16 protein-coding genes are annotated in these 24,315 nt (G+C 69.3%); 3 read left to right on the forward strand and 13 right to left on the reverse strand.

Annotated features, from left to right (window positions below):
- The first annotated feature begins 57 nt into the window (after positions 1-57).
- Positions 58-1,725 (forward strand): glycoside hydrolase family 43 protein, encoded by a 1,668-nt coding sequence (locus tag sphst_RS15720; protein WP_031394794.1) that lies wholly within the window; start codon positions 58-60, stop codon positions 1,723-1,725.
- Positions 1,726-1,807: 82 nt separating this feature from the next.
- Here sphst_RS15720 and sphst_RS15725 read toward each other — a convergent pair whose 3' ends face one another.
- From sphst_RS15725 to sphst_RS15745, 5 genes are all read right to left on the reverse strand, one after another.
- Entirely contained in the window at positions 1,808-2,188 is a 381-nt protein-coding gene (locus tag sphst_RS15725) for a hypothetical protein (RefSeq protein ID WP_031394795.1), read from the reverse strand.
- A 121-nt stretch (positions 2,189-2,309) separates the two neighbouring features.
- Complete coding sequence (locus sphst_RS15730; protein ID WP_031440721.1) at positions 2,310-2,963, reverse strand: alpha/beta fold hydrolase; 654 nt, start codon at positions 2,961-2,963, stop codon at positions 2,310-2,312.
- Positions 2,964-3,029: 66 nt separating this feature from the next.
- Positions 3,030-4,331 (reverse strand): CitMHS family transporter, encoded by a 1,302-nt coding sequence (locus sphst_RS15735; protein WP_056408458.1) that lies wholly within the window; start codon positions 4,329-4,331, stop codon positions 3,030-3,032.
- 82 nt (positions 4,332-4,413) lie between these two features.
- Positions 4,414-5,919 carry an OprO/OprP family phosphate-selective porin gene (locus sphst_RS15740; protein WP_107045812.1) on the reverse strand — a complete coding sequence of 502 codons (1,506 nt, stop codon included), beginning with the start codon at positions 5,917-5,919 and terminating at the stop codon, positions 4,414-4,416.
- Complete coding sequence (locus sphst_RS15745; protein ID WP_031395181.1) at positions 5,916-7,004, reverse strand: ABC transporter substrate-binding protein; 1,089 nt, start codon at positions 7,002-7,004, stop codon at positions 5,916-5,918. The genes sphst_RS15740 and sphst_RS15745 overlap by 4 nt, the downstream gene beginning before the upstream one ends.
- Before the next feature lie 113 nt (positions 7,005-7,117).
- Between sphst_RS15745 and sphst_RS15750 the strand changes: the two genes are divergently transcribed.
- Both sphst_RS15750 and sphst_RS15755 read left to right on the forward strand, forming a co-directional pair.
- A complete protein-coding gene (locus sphst_RS15750) occupies positions 7,118-7,783 on the forward strand; it encodes a response regulator (protein ID WP_192071003.1) in 666 nt (221 codons plus the stop codon).
- Positions 7,773-9,173: a sensor histidine kinase gene (locus sphst_RS15755; RefSeq protein ID WP_107045813.1), complete on the forward strand. Its 1,401-nt coding sequence runs from the start codon at positions 7,773-7,775 to the stop codon at positions 9,171-9,173. Before sphst_RS15750 ends, sphst_RS15755 begins: the two co-directional genes overlap by 11 nt.
- Before the next feature lie 11 nt (positions 9,174-9,184).
- Here sphst_RS15755 and sphst_RS15760 read toward each other — a convergent pair whose 3' ends face one another.
- From sphst_RS15760 to sphst_RS15795, 8 genes are all read right to left on the reverse strand, one after another.
- Complete coding sequence (locus sphst_RS15760; RefSeq protein ID WP_056676870.1) at positions 9,185-9,643, reverse strand: MarR family transcriptional regulator; 459 nt, start codon at positions 9,641-9,643, stop codon at positions 9,185-9,187.
- Positions 9,640-10,827: an HlyD family efflux transporter periplasmic adaptor subunit gene (locus sphst_RS15765; RefSeq protein WP_031394558.1), complete on the reverse strand. Its 1,188-nt coding sequence runs from the start codon at positions 10,825-10,827 to the stop codon at positions 9,640-9,642. Before sphst_RS15765 ends, sphst_RS15760 begins: the two co-directional genes overlap by 4 nt.
- On the reverse strand, positions 10,824-12,986 hold the full coding sequence (locus sphst_RS15770) for a type I secretion system permease/ATPase (RefSeq protein WP_234387707.1): 2,163 nt from the start codon (positions 12,984-12,986) through the stop codon (positions 10,824-10,826). The genes sphst_RS15765 and sphst_RS15770 overlap by 4 nt, the downstream gene beginning before the upstream one ends.
- Positions 12,983-14,311, reverse strand: coding sequence for a TolC family protein (locus sphst_RS15775; protein ID WP_234387708.1), 1,329 nt, complete (start codon positions 14,309-14,311; stop codon positions 12,983-12,985). The genes sphst_RS15770 and sphst_RS15775 overlap by 4 nt, the downstream gene beginning before the upstream one ends.
- 114 nt (positions 14,312-14,425) lie before the next feature.
- Complete coding sequence (locus sphst_RS15780; protein ID WP_107045814.1) at positions 14,426-21,418, reverse strand: BapA/Bap/LapF family large adhesin; 6,993 nt, start codon at positions 21,416-21,418, stop codon at positions 14,426-14,428.
- Positions 21,419-21,660: 242 nt separating this feature from the next.
- Entirely contained in the window at positions 21,661-22,539 is an 879-nt protein-coding gene (locus sphst_RS15785) for a hypothetical protein (protein ID WP_107045815.1), read from the reverse strand.
- 33 nt (positions 22,540-22,572) lie between these two features.
- Entirely contained in the window at positions 22,573-22,785 is a 213-nt protein-coding gene (locus tag sphst_RS15790; protein ID WP_031395492.1) for a CsbD family protein, read from the reverse strand.
- Entirely contained in the window at positions 22,782-24,314 is a 1,533-nt protein-coding gene (locus tag sphst_RS15795) for a PAS domain S-box protein (protein WP_043157826.1), read from the reverse strand. Before sphst_RS15795 ends, sphst_RS15790 begins: the two co-directional genes overlap by 4 nt.
- Position 24,315: the final 1 nt, after the last annotated feature.

Genomic DNA, 24,315 nt, shown 5'->3' on the forward strand with positions numbered 1-24,315 from the left:
TCAAGGACCCGACGACCAGTCTGTACGCCGCCCGCTCCGGACAAAGGATTCCCCCTCATGCGCATCCTCACCCTCGCTCTCATCGCGCTCGCCGGAACCAGCGTCGCGCAGGGCAGCCCGGCGCAGACCGCCGCTGCGCCGTCCGACGCCTCGCCCCGGTTCAGCCGATTCAGCTATGAGGGGCGGTCGCCCGGCGCGGCACCGTTGCAGCGCAACCAGTATCGCAACCCGATCCTGTCGGGCTATTACCCCGACCCGTCGGTCACGCGGGTCGGCGAGGAATATTATCTCGTCAATTCGTCGTTCGCGCATTTTCCCGGACTGCCGGTCTTCCATTCGCGCGACCTGGTGAACTGGACTCAGATCGGCAACGCGATCGACCGCCCCGATCAGCTCGACTTTACCGGCATGCGGACGTCGCAGGCGGTCTTTGCGCCCGATATTTCCTATCACGACGGCGTCTTCTACATCGTCAACACCTGCGTCGAGTGCAAAGGCAATTTCGTCATCACCGCGCGCAATCCGGCCGGCCCCTGGTCCGCGCCGATCTGGCTGCCGTTCGAGGGCATCGACCCCTCGATCTTCTGGGAGGGAGACAAAGCCTATATCGTCAACAACCGCGCCCCCGCCGAACCCCCGCGCTATGACGGGCACCGCGCGATCTGGATCCAGGAATATGACTGGCGCAAGGGGCAGATGGTCGGCGAGAGCACGCAGCTCGTCAATGGCGGCGTCGACCTGTCGAAAAAGCCGGTGTGGATCGAAGGGCCGCACATCTTCCGCAAGGATGGCTGGTATTATCTGACCGCCGCGGAGGGCGGCACGAGCGTCAACCATTCTCAGGTCGTGCTCCGGTCGCGGACCTTGCGCGGCCGCTATGAGCCCTATGCCGGCAACCCCATCCTGACGCAGCGCGATCTCGACCCTGCACGCTCGCGGCCGATCACTTCTGCGGGGCATGCCGAGCTGGTCCAGACGCAGACGGGCGACTGGTGGGCAACCTTCCTCGCGGTCCGGCCCTATGCGGGCGACTATTACAATATCGGTCGCGAGACGTTCCTGCTCCCCGTGACGTGGAAGGATGGCTGGCCGATCATCCTGCCCAAGGGGCAGCGCGTCCCCGAAGTCGCAGCGTCGCCCAGACTGCCTGCGCAACGCCCGGGGCCAGTGCCGACGGCCGGCGCGTTTTCCTATGTCGACGAGTTCGACGGCGATCGTCTGGCGATGCAATGGGTCGGTGTCCGCACCCCCAAGGCGCCGTTTTATCGCCTGACCGGGGGCGAGCTCGTACTCGGCCGGGGCGCGCCGATGGGCGATCTCGCGGGCGTGCCCGCCTTTGTAGGCCGGCGCCAGCAGCATCACGACGCGACGATCTCGACCACGCTGCGATTCTCGCCGAGAACCGGCGATCGTGCCGGCCTAGCGGCGATGCAGAGCGACAAGGCGCATCTCTTCTTCGGGCTAACGCGGATTGCGGAGAAACCTGTCGTCGCCCTCTACACGACGCAGGAAGGCAAGGAGCAGCTCGTCGCAAGCGCGCCGGTCGATCCGACGGGCCCGGTTACGCTGACGATCGACGCCACCGGGGGTACGATGCGCTTCAGCTACACGACCGGCGCAACGCCTCGCACGCTCGCATCAGATGTCGACGTCCGGTTCCTGAGCACGCGGCTGGCGGGCGGTTTCGTCGGGACGCTCGTCGGCCCCTATGCCTGGACGCGCTGACCTCGCGTGGCACCGCTGCGGGCGTGATGCCGAAATAAGAAAAAGGCGCGGGCCGGCTGATTTGCCGGCCCGCGCCCAAAACTCAGGCCTTCTTGCGCGCGCGCTTCGGGCTTGCGGCTGCGGCGACGTCTTCTTCCTCGTCGGGGCTGTCTTCGCCCGCCTCGGTCAGCGCCTCGCCGAGCGCACGCAGCTTGTCCTGCGACGTGTCAGCTTTTTCCGCGATCTTGGTCGTCGCGGCACCAAGCCGGTGCAGCAGCGCATGGACGCGGTCGGCGTCCGGCGCGTCCTTCTCGAGCTGCTTGCGCAGCGATGCCAGGTCACGAAGAATGCCCTTGGCGCCGGGTGTCTCGATATCGGCGAGTGCGGCTTCCCAATCCTCGACCATGTCGGCGCCCTTGGCGGGCTTCGTCGCGTCGAGACCGCGATTGATCGCGTTCATCGTTCCTGCAAATTTGACGGCCATGTCTGCTCTCTCCTAGCCGGTATCGGCGAGCATCAACGCGGTCGGGCGTCACGAATGTCCCGCCATTCCTATCAACCTGCATCAACATGATCGCATTTTGTTCGGGCGCCCGCAGCGCGCGTCAGCGCAACCAGTTGCGCAGCAACGCGGTGACCTCACCCGGCCGTTCGAGCGGGGCGAGATGGCCGCAGCCCCGCAACTCGTGGAACCGCGCGCCCTCGATCAGCGTGGCCAGCGCACGCGCATCGTCGGGCGTGCAGATCCGGTCGCGATCGCCCACCGCGACGAGCGTCGGCACGTGGATCGCGGCGATCGCATCGCTGATGTCGGGTCGTTCGAGCAGCGCGCGTTGCTGGCGTTCGAAGACCGCCTTGCCGACCCGGTCCGCCATCGCCTGCACCGGGCCCGCCACGATCGCGGTCAGCCGCGGATCGGCATGCGGGGCGGTCGCGAGCAGCCCTTGGCCGTCGACCGTCCGTGGACGCATCGTCATCGATGCGCGCGTGCCGAACAGCGCGACACGCAGGACCCGGTCGGGCGCCTGCCGCACCATCTCCATCGCGACATAGCCCCCCAGGCTGACCCCCGAGACCGCGAAGCGCGGCGGTGCCTTGGCGAGCACGCGCGCGGCCATCGCCGACAGCGTGTCGTCCTGCGACAGGTCATGAAACTCGGGCTCGGCGAGCGCGGCAAGATCCATGATCTGCCGTGCCCAGAGTCGCCCGTCACAGCCCATGGCGGGGAGCAGCACGAGCGGGATCGGCGAACGGGTCATGCGGTGTCTCCGGTGGCGGGAAGCAGAGGGCGGATGGCGGGGGGCATCATCGGGCGGCCGGACGGGTCAGGCGACGAACGGGAAGGCGAGCGCGATCATGCCCACCACCGTCATCACCGCGCAGACCAGGATGGCCGGCACCAGCGTGAACCGCTGATGATCCGCCAGATCGATCCCGACCAGGCTGACGAGCAGATAGGTCGACGGCACCAGCGGGCTGAGCAGATGGACCGGCTGGCCCATCAGCGATGCGCGCGCGATCGCCTCGGGTGCGACGCCGTAATGCGCGCCCGCCTCGGCGAGGATCGGCAGCATCCCGAAATAGAAGGCGTCGTTCGAGATGAAGAAGGTGAAGGGCAGGCTGAGCGCTGCGGTGATCGGCGCCATATAGGGGCCCATCGCCGGCGGGATCACGCCGACCACCGCCTTGCTCATCGCCTCGACCATCCCGGTGCCGCCGAGGATCCCGGTAAAGATGCCCGCCGCGAAGATCAGCGACACGACTGCCAGCACGTTGCCGGCATGCGCGGAGATGCGTTCCTTCTGGTCGGCGACGCCGGGATAGTTGACGATCATCGCGATCGCGAAGGCGAGCATCATCAGCACCGACAGCGGCAGGATGCCCCAGACCAGCAGCGTCAGCAGCGTGACAACGAGGGCGGCGTTGAACCAGATCAGCTTGGGCCGGCGCGCTTCGGGATATTGCGACACCGCCATGCCGGTGAACGTGTCGGTCGCGGTGATGCCCGCTTCGCCCATGCGCGCGCGCTCCTTGCGGCCGAAATACACCGCCAGCCCGACGAGGAAGGCGAGCCCTGCGATCATGCCGGGAATGAGCGGCAGGAACAGCGTCGCGGGATCGAGCTTCAGTGCGCTCGCCGCGCGCGCGGTCGGCCCGCCCCACGGCGTCAGGTTCATGATCCCGCTCGTCGTCATCAGCAGGCAGACGAGATACAGGCGGTTCATGTCGTAGCGCTTGTACAGCGGCAGCAGCGCGGCGATCGTGATGATGTATGTCGTCGAGCCGTCGCCATCGAGGCTGACGAGCGCGCACAGCACGACCGTGCCGATCAGGATCCGCATCGGATCGCCGTGCACCATCCGGATCAGCCGTCCGACCAGCGGATCGAACAGGCCGGTGTCGGTCATCGTCGAGAAGAACAGGATCGCGAACAGCAGCATCACGCCGGTCGGCGCGAGGTTCTTGATCCCGTCGATCATCATCGGGCCGAGACCCGCGGCCTCGCCGGCGAAGACGCCGAAGATCGAGGGGATCACGATCAGCGCGACCAGCGGTGTCATCTTCTTGGTCATGATCAACGTCATGAACGTGGCGACCATCAGGAAGCCAAGCAGGGCAAGGTTCATCGCATCGTCCTAGGAAAGGGCGTGAAAAAGGGGGTGGGGATCCGCGCACCGGCCCCGTAGATGCCGGAGACGGCGCGCCGCATCAGAACGTCACACCGACGCGCGCGCTGACCGTCTGGCCGCTGTCGTTGCCGACATAGTCGCCCGCACGATTGTCGGTGTTCCACTGGATCGCGTTGACCTGGAACCGGGTGAAGCTGTTGAGATACCAGTTCACCCCGACCGTTGCGGCCCAGCCGTCGCCGCCGGTCAGCAGGTCGCTGTAATCGAGGCTCTCGTACCGCGCGGTCAGTTCGATCGCGCCGACGCCGCCATCGAAGGTGGGTTTGAGCACCTTGGGCTGGCCGAAGCTGCCGAGCCGCGGGTTATAGGGCGGCAGGTCGCCGGTGAGGAAGAGACCACCCGACACGCTCCACGCCTTGCTGACGAAGTCGGGCCGTCCACCGTCGAGCCGCGCATTGCGCTGGCCGGCTTCGCCCATCACCCACAAGGGCCCGCGATAGCCGCCGAGCTCGACGCCGTAACCCGTCGTCCCGGTCCCGCCCGTCAGCGGTCCGCTCGACACGCGCAACGCGCCGTTGAAGCGTCCGCCGATCACCGTGTTGCGGGTCAGCGTACCCGCGACGGACGACAGCGATTCGTCGAACCCCCAGAGCCCGACATGAAGCACGCCGGTGTCGGACTTGATCGGGTTCCAGTGCGCGCGGCCGAGCACGGTGCGGCTGTCGCCGACCGTCTGCGTGCCGTCGATCCGGTCGCCGGTGACGGTGACCGACGCGTGGCCGGTCTTCCAGAAGATCCGCGGCATCACGCCGATGCCATAGAAGCCGCGCTGCGGGATGATCGCGGTGGCGACCGTCGTGCGCTCGAGGAACGGGGTCGAGTCCGATCCGGTCGATCCTTCGAAGCTGCGGTCGTTGAACAGATGGCCTGCGCGCACGTCGTAATCGAGACCGGGCGTGATCCGGTTGCGCCAGCCGACGAACGCGGTGACGACGTCGACCTCGTTTTCGGAAAAGTCGCTTTCGAACTGATAGAAGAAGTGCGTGCCGACGCCACCTTCGAGACCGAGGCGCAGCGCGCGCATCCCCGTCGTCGTGATGTTCCGGCCGTCATATTTCGACCCGAAGCTCGAGCTCACATCGGTCAGGATCCGGCCGCGCGGCTTGAAGGTATAGACGCCGTCCGCCGAGTGGAAGACCGGCAGGCCCGCACCCCATTCGGTCGTCAGACCCGATGGATTGTCGCGTGCCGCCACGGCCTGCGCGACGCTGCGGTCGGCGGGGCCGGGGGGCGCGAGCTGCGGTGCGAACGGCACGGTCCGCCGGGGCTCGCCGGTCTGCGCGAGCTGCGGCTGCGGTGCGGCGCCGGTCGGCTGGACGGGGGCCGCGGGCGCGGCCGCCTGCGCGACGACCGCATTGGTCTCGAGCCGGTCGAGCCGGGACTTGAGCGTGGCGATCTCGGCCGCCTGCGCGCGGACCAGTGCGGCGAGGTCGGCGTCGCTGGGCGCCGGTGCCCCGGTCTGGGCGAGCGCGGGCGTCGCGATGATCAGCGCGACGAGAGCGCAGCCGGTACGAAATGGGGTCATCGGGAAGAGGCTCCGTTGGCAAGAAGGGCGGTCCAGTCGCGCAGGAAGCGCTGGCGCTTGAGATGATCGAGCGTGACGAGAAGCTGCGGTCCGACCCGGATCGGTCGGGCCTGCGCAGCGGGAAGGCGGCGCGCGGGGACGTCGGTGCGGACCGGCCAGAGGCTGCGCTTGGCGAGCAGCGACTGGCCTTCGCGCGACAGCAGGAAGTCGAGGAACAGTTTGGCGGCCGCCGGGTGCGCGGCTTCGCGGGCGATGAACGCGATCCGCGAGGTGACGATCGTATAGTCCTTGAGGAACGCCACGCCGATCCGCGGATCGGTGCTCGCCCGCTCGAGCGCATAGGAGCCGATGACGTTGTAGGCGATCGCCTGCCGGCCCTCGGCGACGCCGCGCAGCATCGGCTCGCTGGTCCGCGACAGGACCGGCTTGGTCGCCGCGATCGCCTCCAGCAACGACCGCGTGTCGCGCGTGATCGCCATGTCCTCCGACAGATAGAGATAGCCGACATTCGAGCGTGACGGATCGAAGGTCGTCACGCGCCCGGTCAGCGCGGCACGCTGAGTCCGCAGCAGCGCCTCCAGCTCGGCATGCGTCCGCGGCACGCGCGCCGGCGGCAGCAGCCGCTTGTTGTAGACGATCCCGATTGGCTCGGCGGTGACGCCGAAGCCCATGTTCTTCCAGACCGAGACGGCGGGCAGCGCGGGCTTTTCGGGGCTGGCATAGCTTTGCGCGAAACCGTCGTTGATCAGCTTGACCTGCAGATCCATCGCCGACGACCAGACCAGATCGGCAGACAGGCGCCGCGCACGCGTCTCGGCGACGAAGCGGCGATACATCTCGGTCGATCCGAGATCGGCGTAGAGGACGGTGATGCCGGGATAGCGTTTGCGAAACGCGGCGACCACCGGCAGCAGCTCGGCGCGATCGGCATTGCCGTAGATCCTGACCTGCCGCTCGGCGCGTGCGCTTTCGATCAGCGTGTCATAGGAGCGGGGATAGCCCGCCGGACGCTGCGCCGACACCGCGGTCGCCGCGAACCCGGTCAGCGTGGCCAGCAATCCGATCGTGAGAACCATTCGTGCCATCGTCACCTCTCCTCGCCTTCCGTCTCTGTGTTCGGATAGGCAGTAGCGGTGGAATACGAATCGAAGCTGTCACCAACCTTTCACGCCCTTTTGAATCAACGAGGTAAGCCGATTTGCGCATTCTGTTGATCGAGGACGACGCCGCCCTCGCGCGCAGCATCGCGGCATTGCTGCGGGCGGGCGGCAATGCGGTCGATCATGTCGCGACCGGCGAGGAGGCGCTCGGCATCGTCGCGGGCGAGCCCTATGCGCTCGTCATCCTCGATGTCGGGCTGCCCGGGATCGACGGTTTCGCGGTGCTCGAGACGCTGCGGCGACGCGGCGAGCGCGTGCCCGTGTTGATGCTGACCGCACGCGATGCGCTGGACGACCGCGTGCGCGGGCTCGATCTGGGTGCCGACGACTATCTGCGCAAACCGTTCGACCCCGAAGAGCTCGAGGCGCGGGTCCGCGCGCTGGGGCGGCGACGCGGCGGCGATCCGCTCCCGGTGCTGAGCGTGGGGACGTTGACGATGAACCGCTCGACGGGCGATGCGGATATCGCTGGCCGGGTCCTCGACCTGCGCCGCCGCGAACGCGCGGTGCTCGAGGCGCTGGCGATGCGCGCGGGCCGCGTCGTGCCGCGCGAGCTGCTGATCGGCGAGGTGTTCGGGTTCGACGAGCCGGTCGGCGGCAACGCGATCGAGGTCCATGTCACGCGGTTGCGGACCAAGCTTGCCCCCGACGGACCAGGTATCCGCACCGTCCGCGGCGTCGGTTATATGCTCGATGCCGGCTGAGGCGCGTGCCCCCGCGCTGCGGACGCGCCTGCTGGTGGCGGTGCTCGGTCCGCTGCTCGCGGCGGCGATTCTGATCGGCGTGGTGGGCGCGACGCTGATCACCGATGTCGTCCGGCGGACCAGCGACCGCGTGCTCGGGGGCGCGCTCGGCGCGATCGCGGAGACCGTGCAGGTCGAGCGCGGCGAGGTCACGCTCGACCTTCCCGCCGCCGCGTTCGGGATGCTCGAGAACGCCGAACGCGACAATGTCTATTACCGCATCGCGGTCGGCGGGGACCTGCTCACCGGTTATGCCGACCTGCCCGCACCCGATCCCGCCGGGCTCGCGGTCGATGTGCCCGCCTACCGCTTTGCGCGTTATCGCGGTCAGCGGATCCGCATCGCCGAGGTCCGTCGTGACCTGCCGCGGATCAACCGGCCGGTGATCGTGCAGATCGCCGAGACGATCGACAACCGGTCAGCCCTGACCCGCCGTCTGATGATCGCGCTGCTCATCGGCGAGTGCGTCCTGGTCGGTGGTGCCGCGCTGCTGCTTCGCCCGGCGCTGGGGTGGAGCCTGCGCCCGCTGGCCCGGCTGCGCGGTGCGATCGAGGCACGCGACAAGCGGGCGCGGCCCGACTTCTCGCCGCTCGACACGGGGCCGCTGCCGCGCGAGCTGCGGCCGCTCGCCGGCGCGTTCGACCGACTGCTCGCGCAGCTCGATACCGCGACGGTCGGCGTGCGCCGCTTCACCGCCGACGCGTCTCACCAGATGCGCACGCCGCTCTCGGTCCTTAAGGTTCAGGTGGCGCTCGCGCGGCGCGGTTCGGGCGCCGAACGGCACGAGGCGCTCGACGAGATCGGCGATGCCGTGACGCGGCTCGAACGGCTCGTCACCCAGTTGCTGGCGCTGGCACGGGCAGAGGAGGCGGGGGTGTCCGCCCCGCTCGAAACCGTCGACCTGCGCGAGGTGGCCGCCGCGGTCATCACCCGCCAGATCAACCAGGCGATCGAGGCCGGGATCGACCTCACGCTCGAGACCGACCCGGTCGAAACCTACCACGTACCCGGCCACCGGACGCTGATCTTCGAAATCCTGTCGAACCTCGTCGACAACGGCATCCGCTATAACCGCCGCGGCGGCACGGTCACGGTCAGCCTCCAGACGTCGCGCGGGGAGACCGCGATCGCGGTGATCGACGACGGCCCGGGCATAGCGGACAGCCAGCGCGAGGTCGCGTTCGACCGCTTCGTCCGTCTCGGCGCACCGGGCAGCCCGGAGGGCAGCGGGCTTGGGCTCGCGATCGTCCGCTCCGCCGTTGCGCGGTTGAACGCGACCGTCGGCTTCGGCGCAGCGGACCGCGGCACGACGATCGTCGTCCGCTTCCCCGGTACCGCCGCGGCCGGCTGACGCCGCGCCCGTCAGCCGCGCAGCTTGCCCGGCGCGAAGGATTTCGGCGCCACCGCCGGGGCCGCATCCCCGGCGCCGCGATCGAACAGATGGTCGAGCATCGCCGCCATCGCCTTGTAGCCGGTATCGGTCAGGCTGACATGCACCCGCCGGTGATCCGCGGGATCGACATGGCGTCGCAGCAGCTCGGCCTGTTGCAGCCGATCGATCCGCCGCATCGTCCCCGCTGCACTGCCCCCCGACATCAGCGTCAGATCCTTCACGCAGAGCGTCTCGCCGGTGGCGGCCGCAATGAACAGGTCGATCATCATGTCCCAGGCCGGATCGACCAGCAGGTCCTGCGGCAGGAACGCGCTCATCGTCGCGCGCAGCTGGCGGGCCTGGCGCGCGCGGGCGAGCAAGGCGGGGGCGATCGGTCTCGGGGCGCCGGCGCCGGGTGCGCGCAGGTTGCGGCGTGCGACATCGGTCATCGTTCGCGCAGCGCCTCCCGCGCCCGGTTGAGGGGTTTGACGAGATATTGGAGCACGGTCTTGCTGCCGGTATGGATATCGACCGTTGCGACCATGCCGGGGGTGATTGCGAATTTCGCGCCAGCCTTGTTCGTCAGCGAATCCGCCTTGGTCCGCACGAACACGCGGTAATAGAGGATGTCGGGCTTCACCTCGTCGCGGATCGTGTCGGGCGAGATGCTGACCACGCTGCCCGTCAGGCCGCCATAGATCGAATAGTCATAGGCGGTCACCTTGACGCTGGCTGCCTGGCCGGGACGGATGAAGGCGATGTCGCGCGGCTGGATCCGCGCTTCGATCAGCAGCCGGTCGTCGAGCGGAACGATCTCCATCAGCTTGCCATTGGGGGGCACGACGCCGCCGATCGTCGAGACCTCGATATTCTTGACGACCCCGCGTACCGGCGAGCGCAGCGTGAGGCGCGACAGCGTGTCCGAGCGCCCCCGAACCACCGGTGCGAGCGAATCGACCTGTTCGATGACCTTGGCCAGATCCTGCCGCGCCTCGACCATATATTGCGACCGCAGATCGGCCTTTTTGAGCTCGAGCTCGGCCCGCTGGCGTTGCAGCCGCAACACCTCGACATTGCTCGCCGCACCGACCGCGATCAGCGATTCTCCGATCCGGACCTCGCGTCCGATCAGCGCGAGGCTCTGGTCGATGAGCTGGATCGACGATTGCAGGCTGCGTCGCCGGGTGTCGTGGAGCCGCGTCTCGGCGGCCTTCAACTCGGGATAGCGGTCGAGCTCGGCGGCGAACGCCAGCGGCGTGCCGTTCGCCTCCGCCTGAAGCCGCGCGACGCTGGCCAGCGCGGCGCGATATTTGGCGGCGGTCTCGTCGACGGTCGACCCCGCCTGGGTCGGATCGAGCTGTGCGAGCAGCTGCCCCGGGGTGACGATATCGTCCTGGCGCACCGGAAGCTTGGTCAGGATCCCGCCCTCGAGCGACTGGATCACCTGTTCGCGGCTGGTCGGCACGACGCGCGCTTCGCCGGTCGCCACCTCGTCGAGGGCCGCAAACCACGCCCAGCCAAGTGCTGCCACGAACAGCGCGGCGAGGATCCAGACGAGCCGCGTCGCGGTCGCAAGCCGGACGCTGCCTTCGCCGCCGAACAGATGGTCGTCGTCGATCGCCCGCGCGCTCATGCCGCCGCACTCCGCGTCCCGCGCATCTGCGCGAGGATCTGGTCCTTGGGACCGTCGAGGACGATGGTGCCGTTGTCGATCACGATGATCCGGTCGACGATCTCAAGCATCCGCATCCGGTGCGTCGCGACGATCAGCGTACGCGTGCGGCTCCACGCCCCGAGCCGGGCGATGAAGTGTCGCTCGGTACCCTCGTCCATCGCCGCGGTCGGCTCGTCGAGCAGCGCGACGCTCGGCTGGCGGAGCAGCAGCCGCGCGAGCAGCAGCCCCTGGATCTGCCCACCCGACAGGCCTCTGCCCCCCTCCTGCACGACATGGCCGAGCCCGTCGCGCAACCGCCGGACCATGGTGTCCGCGCCGACCATCGCGAGCATCTCGCTAATCTCCCTGTCCGACGCCATCGGCGCGCCGAGCGTCAAATTCTCGCGCAGCGTCCCGTGAAACAGCCGCGAGGTCTGGGTCAGCAGGCCGATGTCGCGGCGGACATCGGCGGGATCGACCTGATGCAGCGCGAGGCCGTCGAGCAGCACCTCGCCCGACACCGGCTGCAGCATCCCCGACAGGCCCTGGAGCAGCGTCGACTTGCCCGCGCCGTTGCGCCCCAGCAACGCGATCCGCTCGCCCGCCGCGATGTCGAGCGTCTGGACCGTCAGGGCAGGGGGGGCGTTGGGGTCGGCATAGGTGAAGACGGCGGACCGCAGCGCGAAGTCGCCCTGGACGACGGGCAGCGGGATGCGGTGATCCGCGTCGGCGGTGTCGACGGGCAGCGCCATGATCTGGTTTAGGCTGCCCATCGCCACCTTGGCATGCTGGAACCGGCTGAGCAGCTGCGTGACCTGGGCCATCGGCGCCATCATCCGCGAGCCGAGGATCGAGGTCGCGACCAGCACGCCGGTGGTGATGTCGCCCGCGATCACGAGCGGTGCGCCGACGAAGATGATCGCGGCATAGACGCCGCTCTGGACGCTCTGGGTCCACACCGACAGGCCGTTGGTCAGCCCGCGCAGCCTGAGCTGCGCCTCGCCCGCGACTGCGGTATAGTGGTTCCACTGGTGGTGGAACCGGTCCTCCGCCTGCAGCGCCTTGATGTCCTCGATACCCTGTACCGATTCGACCAGCATCGCGTTGCGCAGCGTGGATTCGCGCATCGATTCGGTCGCGTACATTCGCAGCCGGCGTTGCGCGAGCAGCCCCGGCAGCAGCAGCAGGACCAGCGCGGCGAGCGGCACCAGCGCCAGCGCGCCGCCGACATACCAGAGCACGCCAAGGAACAGCAGGAAGAAGGGCATGTCCGCGACCGTCGCGACGGTCGTCGAGGTCAGCATGTCGCGCACCTGGTCGAGGTCGCGCAGCTGCGAGATGAACGTCCCGGTCGAGGTGGGGCGCGCGCGGTTGCGGACCCGCAGCGCGTGACCGAAGACCCGATCGGAAATGCGCAGATCGGCCCGCTTTCCAAGCACATCGACGATGTTCGTGCGGAGCCGTCGCAACACGAAATCGAAGCCGATTGCGATCAGCACCCCGACGAACAGGATCGTCAGCGTCGGGATCGATCCCGCCGGCACGACGCGGTCATAGACCTGCATCGAGAACAGAACCCCCGCGAGCCCCAGGCAGTTGGTCACGACCGACGCGACCATGACATGGCCGTAGGACGGCGCGTCGGCCATCAATATGTCGCGCAGCCAGTGATCCTGGAACGGCCGGATATAGGCGTCGATTCGCGTGTCGGGCGCCGAGCGCGACGGCCGTGGAATGACATAGCCGGTCGCGCCGGCGGTCAGCTGGTCGATCGGCAGATGCGTCGCTCCACCCCGGTCGCCCGGCACGATCAGCCGGGCCTGGCCCTCCGCGTCGATCCCCTCGATCAGCGCGATCTCACCGTCGCGCAGCCGGACGATCAGCGGCAGCCGCCAGCTCGTCAGCCGCATCCCCGCGGCGGGGACGAACTGCACGCCGAGCCCGGTCGCGCGCGCGAGCGTGCGGACCCGCGCCTCGTCGTCGTCCCCCAGCTCCCAGTGTGCGGCAAGCCGCGCACGCTGTTCGGACAGCGGCAGGCGGTAGTGGCGGGCAACGCGGCCAAGCAGGTCGAGCCAGGCGTCGATGCCGGCGCCCGGTCCGCCCGCCGCCACCGCGATCGGCACCCGGTCGGCGGTCACAGCGTCACCCCCCGCACCGTCGCACCGGACAGCGCAAACGCGTCGCGCATCCGCCCCGACAGATAGAGGCAATCGACCTGAAGGCTGCGCAAGGTCTGCGCGACGTTCACCGCCTCGAACCGGACCTGCTGGAATTCCTGTTCGGCGTTGAGCAGGTCGACGAGCGTGCGCGTGCCCATTTCCAGATACTGGATCCGGTACAGCCGTCCGGTCTCGCGCATGTTGGTCTGGCGCGACTGCAGCGTGGCGACGACCTGTGACAGGCTGTCGATCTGCTGGCGCGCCTCTGCCAGCCGCTGGCTGCTCTCGTTGCGGACCCGGCGCGTGGCGGCCTGGGCCGCCTCCAGCTCGAACGCCGCGCCGCGCGCACGCGCACGCGTGACGCCGCCCGCGAAGATGTTGCTCGAGACGCGCAGGCCGACATTGTAGATGCTGCGATTGCCGAGCGGCGCGGTCACGTCGGTCGAGGCGTCGCCGCCGATCGACAGCGTCGGATAGCGGTCCGCGCGGCTGCGGCGCAGCGCGGCGGCGGCGCGGTCCGCCTGCGCCTCGGCGGCCATGACCAGCGGCACCGTCTCCCAGGCGGGCACCGGACCCGAACAGCTCCGCATCAGCCAGTCCGGGACATCGGCGGACACTGCGGCGGGCGGGGCGTCGCGACCGAGCAGGAAGGCCAGATTGCTCGCCCAACGGCGCTCCGCCGCCTCGACCGTCGCAAGGCTCGCCATCGCCGCCTCGACCCGCGCCTGTGCCTGCAGCGCATCCGATCGCGTCGCGGCACCAAAGGCGGTGCGCTTGCCGACAAGCTCGCTGATCTCGCGGATCCGGTCCGCCTGTTCGACCGCGATGATCCGCTGGGCGGACGCGCGCTGATATTCGATCACGGCATAGGCGGTGTCGCGGATCAGCGTGTCGACCGCGAGTAGCATCTCCGCACGCCCGACCCGCGTCCCGGCGCGCGCGCCCGCGATCTCGCTCGACACCTTGCCGAAATCGAACAGCATCTGCGACGCGCCCAACTGGGGTCGTGGTCGCAGCGTCCCCGATACGCGACTGTCAAACCCGCTGCCGATCCCGGCGCTGAGGGTGGGGAGATAGCCCGCGCGTGCCGCCTTCACGTCCTCGCCGCGCGCCGCCAGCGCGCCCGCTGCCTCGGTCAGCGACGGATGCCAGGCAACCGCTTCGCGTGCCGCGGTTTCGAGCGTCACCGGACCCGGCGTCGCGGGGCTAGGGGTGTCGACCGCTTGCCCGGCGTTACACGGCACAGCCGCCAATAGGACGCCCGCGGCCAGCGATCGCATCACGCTCATAATGGAAGTGATCATTGCGTCCCTGTCCTCTGCTGGCACCAGCAAAGGACAGGGGTGCTTAACGAAACGTATAGAGTAAACGGTCTTTAAGTTGCTGAAATGGTTCTAGAAAAGACCAGTTTCGAATTCTTATAAAACATGACTGGTGACTATTCCGTTCTGGTCCTGATCCGGGATAGTGGCGAGGTAGTCGAACGGATCGACGACGGTGGCGATTTCCGTGACGACGATCGGATCGAACGAAACCGTATCGGGCTCTTCTCCGATCGATGCTTGCGGTTCTGCTGCAAGATACTGTGACAGCACGTCCTCCAACTCGCCCTGACCCTCGAACAGATCATAGGTGGCGAGCCCGATCACCGGTCCGGCCGCCGCGAACGCGCCCGATTCGATGCTCTGTACCGTCAGCGCGTCGAGCGGGATGACGTCGAGGTCCCCGGTCTCCACCAGCGCCGTCAGCTCCGCGAACCCGCTCGCGTCCGATGCGATCGATGCGAAGTCCGCCGCGGCGGCGGGGCCATCGGCGGGAACGTCGATCGTCACGGTCAGTGTCGCCGTGGACAGCACGCCATTGGGCTGAACGAGCTGATAGGTGAAGCTGTCGGTGAGATCGACCGCGGAGAAGCCGAGCGTCGCGCTGGGCTGATAGGCATAGCCGCCGGTCTCATCGATTTGCAGCGTGCCATATCGGCCGGTCAGCGTGACCGGAGTGTCGCCGATCTCGGAAAAACCGCTGCCGCGATCGACGCGGATCGCCGCGAAGCTGGTATTGGTCGTGTCATTGTCGAGCAGATTGCCCGTCGCGGTCTCGCGCGTCGCCAGCGTGTAGTCGTTGAGGAACAGGGTGCTCGAGCCCAGCGATACCGTGGTGCCGAAATTCCCGACGCTTAGCGCCGCGTTGCTGCTGACCTGGTAGGAATAGCTGCCACTGGGCAGGTCGTCGAAGGTGAAGGTCGCGACGCCGCCGAGCACCGGGTTCAGCACCGTATTGATGGTTGCCGTCCGCACGATGAGGCCGTCGGCGCTGCGCACGCTGACGGTATAGGCCGGCAGTACGGAGAGCAGCCCACCCGTTCGCGCGGCGACGATCGTGATATCCGACACCGCGGCGGGGGCGACGGTGAAACTGCCGGTGCCCGTGCCGGTGACCTGCCCCGTCAGGATGGTCCCGGTCGACGGGAAGTCGAACGCCGGGGCGGGCGGCAGCGTCGTGACGACATTCTGGAACGTCACGTCGGCAAACGCCTGGTCGGCGACCGCAAGCGGTGCGCCGGTGATGTCCGGGCTGCCGATCGCGATCGTCAGCGTCGCGGTTTCACGCTCGCCATCGGTCGGGTCGACCAGCGTGTAGGTAAAGGTCTCGGTCCGCCCGATCGCGCCGGCATTCGCGACGGGGGTGTAGCTGTAGCTGCCGTCGGGGTTGATCCTCAGGCTGCCCCAGGTGCCGGTGACGCTGCTCCCGTCCGGTCCGACGTCGGTCGTCACGCCATTGACCGTGACGCTGGCGACGCGGGTTCCGGGGCCCGTGACGTCGATCTCGCCACCCGGGCCCGCGTCGGTGATGACGTTGCCGCTCGCCGCGATGGGCGTTGCACCGGCAATATCGGTGAAGTCCGAATCGATCCCGGCAACCGACAGATCGCCGAGTAGCCCGACGCCCGCCGTTCCCTGGAAGGTAAGGAAAGCCCGGTACACGCCCGGTCCCAGCGTCTCGGTCGCGCTGAGATTGCCGTTGAGCAGACCAATCTCGAGCAGCGAGGCCGGCCCGCTGCCTGTGACCGCGACCCACTGCGTCCCCACCAGCCGCTGCACGACCACCGCATAGTCACTGGCGGCGCCGATCGTTGCCGCTGCGTCATAGGTGAACCGTGCATCCAGGCTGTGGCCCTCCGCCACCGAGAAGCGGACGTTGCGAACCGCGAGCACCTCGGCGTCGAGGTTGACGAGGCCCAGCGAGACAAGGGCGAGATAGCGCGCGTTCCCCAGATCGACCGGTGCCGTGGTCGGCAGGAGATCGAGTCCCGCGGCGTCGACATTACCGAACGCGGCGATGTCGAACGGGGCGGCGATGCTGGCCGGGGTCGAGACATTCCCCGTGGCATCGGCCTGGGTGACGCTGAGCGTCCCGCCCGCTGCCTGTGCCGGCGCCAGCGTGACCGTATAGCGGCCCTCGGCATCGACGGTCGCGACGCCGATCAGCGTGGCATCGGGACCGCGCACCTCGACCCGTGCGCCAGCTTCGCCCGTCCCGGTCAGCGTCGTGCCGTCGTTGGTGATCGCCGAAATGATCGGCGGCGGCGGGGCGGTGATGTCGGGCGCCGCGACGGTCGCGACGGCCGAGACGTTGCCCGTGGGATCGGCCTGGCTCGCCGACAGAGTCTCGCCATTGACCGGCGCAGGGCTCAGCTGCGCGGTATACCTTCCATCCGCGGCGACCTGTGCGGTACCCAGGATGACGGCACCGAGACGGATCGTCACGGTCGCACCCGGCTCGCCGATCCCGGTCGCTGTGCTGCCGTCCGGTGCGATCGTGACGACGGGCAGGGCGGGGGCGGTGTAATCGGGCGCGATCAGCACGAATGGCGTCGATATGTTGCCGGCGGCGTCGGCCTGTGTCGCGGCCAGCGTCTGGCCATCGATCTGCGCGGGCGTCAGCGTCACCGCATAGGCGCCGTTCGCGCCGACGATCGCGGTCCCCAGACTGGTCGTATCGGCCGCGCGGATCGTGATCGTCGCGCCAGGCTCGCCCGTGCCCGTGACGACGCTTCCCGTCAGATCGAGGATTGCCGTGGGGGCGGCGGGGGCGGTCAGGTCGGGCGCGACCGCGGTGGCGGGCGGCGAGACGTCGCCGTCCGCGTCGGTCTGCGTGACGCGGACCGTCTCGCCGTCGATCCGGGCGGGGACGAGCGCGACACGGTAGCTTCCGTCCGGACCGGCGACGCCGGTGCCGATGATTGTCCCGACCGCGTCATAGACGATGATCGCGGCGCTGGCATTCGCCGTCCCCGCTACCGCAGCGCCATCCGCGTCGACCGCGGCGCTCGGCGCATCGGGCGTGGTGTCCGCGACGAGATCCGGTGCGATCGCGGTCACGATGGGCGAGCCGTTGCCGGCCGCGTCCCGCTGGTCGACCCCCAGCACTTCGCCGTTGGTCTGCGCCGGATCGAGCGGCACTATATAGGTGCCGTCGCCCGCGACGACCGCCTGACCCACCACGCGGCCCAGCGGATCGCGGACGGTGACCGTCGCCCCCGCCTCGCCCGTACCGGAGAGCGTCAGTCCATCGAGGGCGACGGTGGCCAGCGGCGCGGCCGGCGCGGTCAGGTCGGCGGCGGTCAGCGTGGTCGCGGGTGACGGATTGCCCGCGGCATCGGCCTGCGACACGCTCAGTGCCTGACGGTCGATCTGCGGGGTCGCGAGCGTGACACTATAATCGCCTTGCGCGGTGACGATCGCGGTTCCCAGCGGCGTACCAAAAGCATCGCGGACCGTCAGCGTCGCGCCGGGCTCGCCGGTGCCCATGACGACCGATCCGCTCGCGTCGAGCATCGCGACGGGCGCAGGCGGCGCGGTGATGTCCGGGGCGGTCACGCCGGTCGACACGGAGACATTGCCCGCCGCGTCGGCCTGCGTCACGCCGAGCCTCTCGCCATTGGCCTGCGCCGGGGTCAGCGTTGCGGCATAGCTCCGGTCCTCCGCGACGATCGCGGTACCGATCACGATGCCCGCTGCGTTAGTGACGCTGATCGTCGCACCAGGCGCGCCGGTACCGGTCGCGAGACTGCCGTCGCCGCTGATCGTCGCGGTGGGGGCGTCGGGTGCGGTGGTATCGGGGGCGAGCAGACCCACCGGGGCCGAGACATTGCCCGCACGGTCGGCCTGGACGACCGACAGCGCCTCGCCGTCAAGCTGCGGGGGGACGAGGGCGACGGCATAGGCGCCGTCGGCGGCGACGATGGCGGTCCCGAGCGTCGCTCCGCCGGGCGCGGTGACGGTCACTGTGGCGCCGACCTGGCCCGATCCGGTGATGACCGAACCGTCCCCGCTGATCGTCGCGGTCGGCACGTCCGGCGCGGTGATGTCGGGGGCGATTGCGGTGGCGGGTGCGGACACATTGCCCGCCGCATCGGTCAGCGTCACGCTCAGCGTCTCGCCATCCGCCTGAGCGGGGTCGAGCACGATACGGAAACCGCCATCGGCGGCGACAAGCGCGGTGCCGATCGCGGTGCCGGATGCATCGCGCACGATGACGCTCGTATTGGCCTCACCCGTGCCAACGAGGAGGCTGCCATCGCCCTCGACGGTCGCCGTCGGCGCTGCAGGGGCGGTGACGTCGGGCACCGCGACCAGCGCAGGCGCCGAGACATTGCCCGCGGCGTCCGCCTGCGTCACCGCAAGCGTCCCGCCATCGCGCTGCGCAGGATCAAGGATTACCGCAAACGCCCCGGCGGCATTCGCTGTCGCGGTGCCGATCACGGTGCCGTCGGCATCGCGCACCGTGATCGCCGCGTCGGCGTCGCCCGTCCCGGTCAGCGCCGTGCCCGTCTGGTCGAGCACCGCGCTGGGGGCGTCGGGCGCGGTCAGGTCGGGGGCGATCGCGGTCGCGGGGGGCGAGACATTGCCGTCCCCGTCGGTCTGCGTCACGCGGATCGTCTCGCCGTCACGCAGCGCAGGGACGAGCGCGATGGCGTACTGCCCGTCGCCCGCGGCGAGTCCCGTCGCGATCACCACGCCATCGGCATCGAACAGCGTGACCGTCGCGCCCGCTACCGCGCTCCCCGTCACGGCGCTGCCGTCGATGGCGATCGTCGCGGTCGGTGCATCGGGGCCGAGATCGGCGACCAGATCGGGCGCCGCGGCAGTCGCCTCGGGCGAGACATTGCCCGCGCCATCGACCTGCCGCACCCTCAGCGTTTCCCCGTCGGTCTGCGCCGGCGTCAGCGTGACGGTATAAGTGCCATCGCCCGCGACGATGATCGTGCCGATCACCGCGCCGACCGGGCTGCGCACCGTCAGCGTCGCACCCGCTTCTCCGGTCCCGGTCAGGCTTGCGCCATCGGCGGCGACCGTCGCAGTCGGCGCGACCGGGGCGGTCTGGTCGGGTGCGATCAGCGCGGTGGCGGTCGAGACATTGCCCGCGGCATCCGCCTGCACGACCGAGATAAGCTGGCTGTCGATCTGCGGCGGGACGAGCACGACATCGTAATTGCCGCGCGCATCGACGATCGCCGCGCCGATCTCGGTATCGTTCGCGTCGCGGACCGAGATCCGGGCGCCGGGCTCGCCGGTGCCGCTCAAGATCGTCCCCGTCGCATCGAGCGCGGCAGCCGGGGCCGCCGGCGCGGTCACGTCGGGGGCGATCAGCGACAGCGGGGACGCGGCATTGCCTGCGGCGTCCGTCTGCACCACCGTGAGCCGCTCGCCATTCGCCTGTGCCGGGTCGAGCAGCACGCTATATTGTCCGTCGACCCCGACCTGCGCGGTGCCGATCGTCGTGCCGGCAAGGTCGCGGACCTGGATCTGCGCGCCGGGTTCGCCCGTCCCCGTCACCAGCGCGCCATCCCCGTTGATCGCGGCGACCGGCTGCGCGGGCGCGGTGAAGTCGGGCGCGATCGTGCTCGCATTGCCCGACACGTTGCCCGCGGCGTCGCTCTGGACCGCCTCGACCCGTTCGCCATCGGTCTGCGGCGATCGCAACGTGATTTCATAGCGTCCGCCGGCGTCGACGCTTCCGCTTCCGAGCACAACGCCGCCCTCGCCGGTGATGGTGACGGTCGCACCCGGCTCGCCCGTGCCGGTCGCGATCGTGCCGGTGCCGTCGAGCGCGATCGTCGGTGCCGCCGGCGCGGTGAGGTCGGGCGCAACGACCCCGACCACGGGCGAGGCATTGCCCGCCGCATCCGCCTGGCTGACGCCAAGCGTCTCGCCATTGGTCTGCGCCGGCGACAGCTGCACCGCAAAGCCGCCGTCCGTCCCGGCGGTCGCGGTGACGATCACCACGCCATTGGCGTCGGTCACTGTCACGATCGCGCCGGGCTCGCCGGTGCCGCTGACCAGCGTCCCGTCGTCGTTCACCGCAACGGCGGGGGTCACCGGTGCCGTGAGGTCGGGCGACGCGATCTGCACCGCAGCGGAGACATTACCCGCAGCGTCGGTCTGCGTGACGGCGAGGCTGCCGCCACTCGCCTGCGCGGGCGACAGCGGCGTCGTGAAGCTGCCGTCCGCTGTCACGACGACGCTGGCGATCACAATGCCCGCAGCATCACGCACCGTGACGGTCGCGCCTGCTTCGCCGCGCCCGGTGACGGTCGCACCACCGGCGTCGATCACCGCCTCGGGCGCGCCAGGTGCGGTGGTATCGGGCGCAGCGACCTGCACGGCGGGGGAGACATTGCCCGCGGCGTCGGTCTGCGTGACGGCAAGGCTGCCGCCATTAGCTTGCGGGGGTGACAGTGGCGCAGCGAAGCTGCCGTCCGCTGCCACGACGACGCTTGCGATCACGGCGCCAGCAGCATCACGCACTGTGACCGTCGCGCCGGCCTCGCCGAGCCCGGTGACGGCCGTGCCGTCACTTGCGATCGTGACACTGGGAGCGGCGGGGGGTGTCGTGTCCGGCGGGGTGATGACGGGCGGGGTCGTCACAGGGGGGGGCGTGACGGGCGGGGTGACCGGATCGGGTTGGGTCGCGGGGGTATCCGAGCCGCCGCCGCCCAGTGCCGCCGCCGCGCCGCCTGCCGTGACCACCCCGCCCAGCAGGGCAGCGGGCAGCGCGAGCGAGCCCCCACCGCCGCCGCCCGCCGCCGCGACAAGGTCCTCGGGATCCTCGAGCGGGACAAAGCGCGGCGCGCCCGGCGCGACGCGCGCCTGCCACATGGTGCCGCCGGGTTCGTTCAGGACGAGATCATGCGGTGCGACCCCGGCATCTTCAGGATGGAAATTGGCGACCTCGACATGGTCCCCGTTAATCAGGCGGACGATGAGCGCATTGCCCTCACGCTCGAACCCCGCGACTTCGGAGCGGGCAAGGTCGAGCCGGATGACGCTCGGCGCATCGAGGCTCACGGCCTCTCCCGATACGCGCGTGACGGCCCCGGTTGCCTTCGAGATGACGTGTACGTCCATGCTTCATCCTCCTGTGCGGGTCAGCAGCGCCGCGGCGCCGACGGCCCCGGCGGGCACGTCGACAACCTTCGAAACTGCTGACTTCTCGAGAGGGACAAAGCGCGGCGCGGTCGGGGGGCCGCAACCATTCCGCTATCGGAATCAATTCCGCGGCCAGGGTCATGGCACGGTGAGGCGCTGGCAAAAAAAAAGGCGCCGCCGGAGGATCCGGCAGCGCCTCAGTCAGGCTCGGCGTATCGCGATCAGATGCGGCGGCGCGTCGCGGCGGTGGCGCCGGCCCCTGCGGCGGCGGCACCGATCAGCAGCGCGATCACCACCATGAACGACGTGCCCGCAGCGGCGCCGGCGGCGGTGTCGGTCGCCGACTTGGCGGTCGCGATCGTCTCGTCCTTGGTCTTGACGAACTGTGCCTTGGCGCGCGTTACCTGAGCCTGGGCTTCGGGACGGGTGATCTTGCGCTGCGCGGCGACGATGTCGACGATGCGGCTCTCGGCACGCGCGCCGTCCGGCCCGCCGCGGGCGAGTGCGGGAAGCTGCTTGGCCACTTCCTTCTGCGCCTGTTCCGACGTCATCTGAGCAGGATCCGACGGTGCGTCCGACAGATAGGCGGCCGCCTCTTCGCGGACGTCGCCCGTATCGACGCCGGCGACGTCGGCGACCTTGGGCGCGGCGGCACCGATCCCGGTCCCCGCTGCGGTCGCGACCGAGCCGACGGTACGGAAGGCGCCGCCGATGATCCCGCCGACCGCCGAGGTCAGCAGGTACAGCGTCAGGATCAGCGTAACGCCCCAGACCACAAGGCCGTGAACGAGCCCGTCGAACCGGTCACGCACGCCGGCAACGCGCGCGGCGGCATAGCCGCCCGCACCAAGCGCGATGATCGTCGTGACGACCCAGTACAGCCCGGCACCGATGCCGAAGCCCGCAGCGCCCGGCGTGGTCCCCTCGACCGGATCGACCAGCGTCAGGCCGATGCCCGTGCCGAGGATGCCCAGCACGAGCTGGACCGCGATCGCGAGGACGACGCCTGCAAAGATCGCCCCCCAGGATATGCGGCTGGGCGTCTTCGCAAGACGCAGGTCGTCGGCCGGCAGAACGCCGGGTGTCGTGGTGATCGTCATAGATGCTCCTGTTGAATAGTGCCCGCGACGGCGTCAGTCGGCTCCGTCGCGGTCGATGGAATGGTCCGCTTCATGCGGCTCGGCCTGGGCCTGCTTCGCGCCGGCCTTGCTTTCGCGGCGGCCGCTGCGTTCGACACCGGGGTCGCCGATAATCTTGCCGATCGCCTCCTGGACGGAGCCCTTGGCCTGGCGCGCGCGTCCGGTCTTGCTGCCGGCCTTGCCGCCTGGTGTCGTGTCGTCGGTCATGCTGCGACCTCCTTGCTTGCCGCATCGGCCGGATGACGCGCGGGCAGCGAGTCTCCGTCGAAGCCGCGCGCGCGCGCCCAGGCTGCGGCGGCGTTGCGGCGGTTGACCCCGATCTTTGAATAGATCCGCGCGACATGGTTGCGCACCGTGTTGCCCGAGACGTCGAGCGTCCGCGCAATCGACTTGTCGTCGAGTCCGCGACAGATCAGCGCCAGCACCTCGCGCTCGCGCGGAGTGAGCTCGTCGAGCCCGACGCCGACCGGATCGGCCTGCGGCGTCCGGATCCGCGCCAGCTTCTCCATGATCGACCGGCTGAGCCAGCTCGTATCCTGCATCACCGCCTCGATCGCATGGACCAGCTCGCGCTCGGATGCCTTGCGCGTGCTGATGTCGCGCATCGCCCACAGCATGCACGGTTCGCCGCCGAGCTGGATCGGTTCGCTCGAGACGATCGCGTCGATCACCTGACCCGATTTCAATCGGAGCCGCAGTTCGCGGTCGCGGATCGGCCGGTCGGCGGCGATCTCGCCCTCGATCTCGTGCTGGATCGCCGCGGTCTCCCAAAGATCGACGACCCCGAGCGGTCGATCGACGATGTCCGCCGCCGTATAGCCGGTCAGCTCGGTAAACGCCTCGTTGACGTCGCACAGCCGGTGGCCGTCGCGCGTGCCGATCGTCAGCGCGACCGGCGCCAGCGAGAAGGTACGCGTGAACCGGTCCTCGCTGTGGCGCAGCGCGGTCTCCGCCTTGCGACGCGGCTCGAGGTCCGCGAAGGTGAACAGCATGCAGCCCTGCTCGGCCAGATCGATCGGCTGGCCTGCGACGATCACCAGTTTGGTGCCGCCTTCGGGCAGGTCGAGCTCGGCCTCCATCTGCGGAATCGTCCGCCCCTCGCACAGCCGTTGCTTCGCCACGTCGCGCCTGTCGGCATGCGCGAGGATGTCGAGATCGTAGAGCGTGCGGGCGAGCACCCCGTCGCGCTCATGCCCGGTCATGTCCAGAAAACCCTGATTGACCTTCACGAATTTCAGATCGCACAGCCGGCAGATCAGCGCGGGCGCGGGGTTCGCGTTGAACGACTGCTCGAAACGGTCCTCCGCCTCGAACTGCGCCGAGACGTCCTGAATGACGAGCACGAGGCATTCGGGCTCGTCCTGGTCGTCGGTCAGGACGAGGCTGCGGACCTGATGGACCCAGCGCGGGCTGTCCTCGCCCGCGACCGCCACCTCGACCACCACCTGCGAAAACGCCTCGCCCGACACGACGCGCTCGATCGGATAGTCATCGTCGCCCAACCGGTGGTTGTTGCGATAGCGCAGCTGGAACTTCGCCCGATAGGCGTCGACCGTCGCCCCCAGATCCTCGACCGCGTCGACCCCGTGCATCGCGAGCGCCGCGGCGTTCGCCCACAGGATCGACTGGTCCGGATCGATCAGGATCACGCCTTCGTCGAGCCCCGCGATGATCTGGCGCAGATGGCGCAGATCGGCGGAGTCGCGCAGCGACTTGAGGGCGGGGGCGGCGGTCATC

It is taken from the genome of Sphingomonas sp. STIS6.2 (assembly GCF_000732685.2).
In the GTDB taxonomy this organism is placed as follows: Bacteria; Pseudomonadota; Alphaproteobacteria; order Sphingomonadales; family Sphingomonadaceae; genus Sphingomonas; species Sphingomonas aerolata.